Origin of the sequence: Devosia sp. (genome assembly GCF_041917035.1) — a bacterium.
In the GTDB taxonomy this organism is placed as follows: Bacteria; Pseudomonadota; Alphaproteobacteria; order Rhizobiales; family Devosiaceae; genus Devosia_A.
Map to the genome: position 1 here is coordinate 1 of NZ_JAYRYM010000299.1, position 4165 is coordinate 4165.

Below are 4165 nucleotides of genomic sequence, written 5' to 3' on the forward strand. Positions count from 1 at the left end.
TGGTCCGGCTGAACAGCGACCTGCAGGTGGTGCCGGCCATTGCCGACAGTTGGCAGTTCTCGGCGGACGGATTGACGCTGACCTTCAAGCTCAATGCCAACGCCAAGTTCAGCGACGGCTCCCCGGTTACCTCCGCCGACGTCAAGGCGTCGTTCGAGCGCCTGCTCGATGAGGCCACCGCGGCGGCGGCGCGTTCCAACTTCCTCTCGATCGCCAGCATCGACACGCCCGATGCGACGACCGCGGTCTTCAACCTTTCGCAGCCCGACGCCCCGATCCTGGTCGCCATGGCGACGATCAACGCAGCGATCGCGCCCGCGGCGGAAATCGCTGCAGGCACCATCGGCACCAAGGCCGTCGGCTCCGGCCCGTTCCAGCTCGACTCGTGGACGCCCAACGCCCAGGAAGTGCTGAGTGCCAATCCCAACTGGGCCGGCGGCAAGACCGGCGTCGACGGCATCACCATTTCCGTGTTGCCGGACGAGACCGCCATCCTCGCCTCATTGCGAGCCGGCCAGACGGACTTCGCGCTGATCAACGATCCGCTCGTGGCCACGCTGGTGCCGAACGAAGCCAACCTGCAGCTCAATCGGGTGACGGGCCTCGCCTACAACGTGCTGCAGCTCAACCCGGCCCGCAAGCCGATGGACGAGCTCAAGGTGCGCCAGGCGATCTCCTGCGCGGTCAATCGCCAGGAGGTGCTGGACACCGCGCTGCTCGGCGAAGGTCAGGTGACCGGGCCGCTGACCATGCCGGCCTTCCGCAGCGACCCCAACGGGCTGTTCTGCTACCAGCAGGACGTGGCCAAGGCCAAGGCATTGATGCAAGAGGCCGGCTACGCCGACGGCTTCACCGCCACGGTGATCGCCGCCAACGGCGAACCTCCCGTCGCGTCCTCGGAGGCACAAGTGCTGCAGGCCCAGCTTGCGGAAATCGGCGTGAAGCTCGACATCAAGATGATGGAGCTCAACGTCTATGTCGACGCCTGGCTCGCCGGTGACTTCGACATGGCGGTGGCGCAGAACGGCGGGCGCCCGGACCCCTATCCGATGTACAACCGCTACTTCACCAAGTCCGGCAACCTCCTCAAGGTCTCCAACTACGTGGATGACACGCTGGATGGACTGATGCAGCAGGGGCGCACCGAGACTGACCCCGAAAAGCGCAAGGCCATCTTCCAGCAGTTCGAGCAGCACCTGACGGAAATGGCGCCGTGGGTATGGCTGTCGACCGGCTACAGCTACACGGCACAGCTGAAGACCGTGCAGGGCTTCCAGCCCAACCCGACCGGGTCGCTGTTCGCCCTGAGCCAGGTTACCATCAACTGATCGCAAGACGGGGCGGGCCATTGGCCTGCCCCATTCTCGGGGCACGGCCTGATGAACTATGTGGCGCAGCGGCTGCTGACGTTTCCGCTGATCCTGCTCGGGGTCTCCGTGCTCGTCTTCGTCTCGATCCGGCTGATCCCCGGCGATGCCATCACGGCGATGCTCGGCACCGAGGCGGGGCTGCTCACCACCGAGCAGCGGGCCGTCCTCGCCAAGTACTTCGGCATCGACCAGCCGATCTGGTCGCAGTACTTCACCTGGTTCGGCGGCCTCTTCCAGGGTGACCTCGGGATTTCGGTGACGTTCGGGCGGCCGGTGCTGCCGGTGATCCTCGATCACTTCCCCCTGACGCTCGAACTGGCGCTGCTTTCGATGCTGATCGCCCTTTCGACCGGCGTGCCGCTCGGGGTGCTCGCGGCCACCCGCAACGAGCGCACCAGCGACCTCGTGGTCCGGGTGCTGGCCATGCTCGGCCAGTCCACGCCGAGCTTCGTGCTCGGGCTGCTCATCATCTACTTCCTCTCGGTGGTGTTCGGTGTAGTCCCGACGATGGGGACGTTCACCCCGCTGACGGTCGATCCGCTGGCCAATCTCGGCCAGCTTGTGTTCCCCGCCATCACGCTCGGTTTTGCCTTCGCCGCCTCGGTCACCCGGATTTCCCGCTCGGCCATGCTGGACGTGCTCGGCGACGACTACATTCGTACTGCCCGCAGCAAGGGAGCCTCGGCCCGCAGCGTCGTCTGGGCGCACGCGCTGCCCAATGCGCTGATACCGGTCGTGACGCTGAGCGGCGTCGAGTTCGGCTACCTGCTGGGCGGCGCTGTGATCGTCGAGCAGATCTTCGCCCTGCCCGGCCTGGGCCGGCTGGTCCTCAACGCCATCACGCAGCGCGACTACGCGCTGGTGCAGGGCAGCGTGCTGTTCGTCGCCTTCAACTTCCTCGTGGTCAACCTGCTGGTCGACCTCATCTACGTCGCCCTCGACCCGCGCATCCGGCTGGGGAAGCGCTGATGCGGTTTCTAGAGGCCCTGTTCCGGCACCCGAGCGGCCGTATCGGCGCCAGCATCATCGCCGTCTACCTCGGACTTGCCGTGCTGGGCGCCCTCGGCATCACCCCGCACAACGCGCTCAAGCAGTTTCCCATCGACCGGCTGAAGCCGCCGAGCCTTTTGTACCTGATGGGAACCGACCTGCTGGGCCGGGACACGTTGAGCCGGCTGATGCTCGGCATCGGCCAGAGCCTGGTCGTGGCCTCCGGCTCGGTGGCCATAGCCACCCTTGCCGGCACCGTCATCGGGCTTCTCGCCGCCTGGTGGGGACCGCTCTGGGACGGCGTGCTGATGCGGCTGATGGATGTACTGCTGGCGTTCCCGGCCATCCTGCTGGCGCTGCTGATCATCGCCATCGTCGGGCCGGGGCCCTTCACCAGCGTCACCGCCATCGCCATCGTCTACACCCCCATCTTCGCCCGCGTCGTCCGCGGACCGGCCCTGTCGCTCAAGCGGCGCGAGTTCGTCGACGCGGCCCGAACCTTCGGCAGCTCGCAGGCCTACATCCTCACCCGCCACCTGCTGCTCAATCTCATCGCGCCCCTCACCGTGCAGGTGACGCTGGCGCTCGCCTGGGCCCTGCTGACGGAGGCGGGGCTGAGCTTTCTCGGATTGGGCACGCAGCCGCCGGCGCCGTCGCTGGGCCTGATGCTGTCGGAAAGCCGGAACCTCATGCAGCACGCCCCGTGGCTGATGCTCTTTCCCGGGCTGGCGATCATGCTGGGCATACTCGGGTTCAATCTCACCGGCGATGCGCTCCGCGACATCCTCGATCCGCGCATGCAGGGGAGGCCGGCATGACCGCGTCGCCGCTGCTGCGGGTTCGCGATCTGCGGGTCGGCTTCGGGCGGCAGCCGGCCGCCAATGAGGTGCTCAAGGGCGTCAGCTTCGAGCTGGCGGCGGGCGAGACCCTCGCCGTCGTCGGAGAGAGCGGTTCGGGCAAGTCGGTGATGGCGCTCTCGGTCAACCGGCTCGTGGATTTCGGCGGTGGACGCATCACCGGCGGCAGCATCGAACTGTTCCGCCAGGATGGCAGCACGCTCGACGTGACGGGTGCGACGGAGCGCGACCTGCGCCACGTGCGCGGCCGCGACATCGGCATGATCTTCCAGGAGCCGATGACCTCGCTCAACCCGGTGCACACGATCGGGCGGCAGATCGAGGAGGCCTTCCGGCTCAACCGCGGCATCACCGGTGCGGCGGCCCGGGCGGCGGCGCGCGAGGTGCTTGAACGGGTGCGCATTCCCGATGCCAAGACCCGCCTCGACTACTTTCCGCATCAGCTCTCCGGCGGCATGCGCCAGCGCGTGATGATCGCCATGGCGCTCGCCAGCAGCCCGCGACTGCTGATCGCCGACGAACCGACGACAGCACTCGATGTGACGGTGCAGGCTCAGATCATGGCGCTGCTTGCCGAATTGCGCGCCGAGACCGGCATGGCGATGATCTTCATCACCCACGACATCGGGCTCGTCGCCGGCATCGCCGACCGCATCCTGGTGATGCAGCAGGGGCTGGCCGTCGAGCACGACGAGGCGGCGCGCGTGCTCGACCATCCGCAGCATTCCTATACCCGCCATCTGCTCGAGGCCGTGCCGCACTTCGCCGCCGGTCGCGCCGCGCGGACCGATGGCAGGCGCGCCGACGGGGGGACGCCGATCGTCGACGTCCGGGGCCTCGTGGTGCGGTTTCCGACCGGCGGAAGCCTGATGCGGCGCGCTGGGGCCGTGCATGCCGTGGACGGAGTTGACTTCGACCTCCTGCCCGGCGAGACGCTGGCCATCGTGG

At 67.5% G+C, this 4165-nt stretch carries 4 protein-coding genes; all 4 read left to right on the plus strand.

The genetic code is table 11. From position 1 onward, the window contains the following. The coding region (locus ACE3TU_RS19800; RefSeq protein ID WP_374627369.1) for an ABC transporter substrate-binding protein at positions 1-1328 on the plus strand (1328 nt) is incomplete at its 5' end. Positions 1329-1379: 51 nt separating this feature from the next. Next, positions 1380-2339: an ABC transporter permease gene (locus tag ACE3TU_RS19805; RefSeq protein WP_374627371.1), complete on the plus strand. Its 960-nt coding sequence runs from the start codon at positions 1380-1382 to the stop codon at positions 2337-2339. Beyond that, the gene (locus ACE3TU_RS19810) at positions 2339-3178 is read left to right on the plus strand and encodes an ABC transporter permease (protein ID WP_374627373.1); all 840 of its coding nucleotides are present in this window, start codon (positions 2339-2341) and stop codon (positions 3176-3178) included. Before ACE3TU_RS19805 ends, ACE3TU_RS19810 begins: the two co-directional genes overlap by 1 nt. Further along, positions 3175-4165: ATP-binding cassette domain-containing protein (locus ACE3TU_RS19815; protein ID WP_374627375.1), on the plus strand; the 991-nt coding region annotated here is incomplete at its 3' end. The genes ACE3TU_RS19810 and ACE3TU_RS19815, both read left to right, overlap by 4 nt.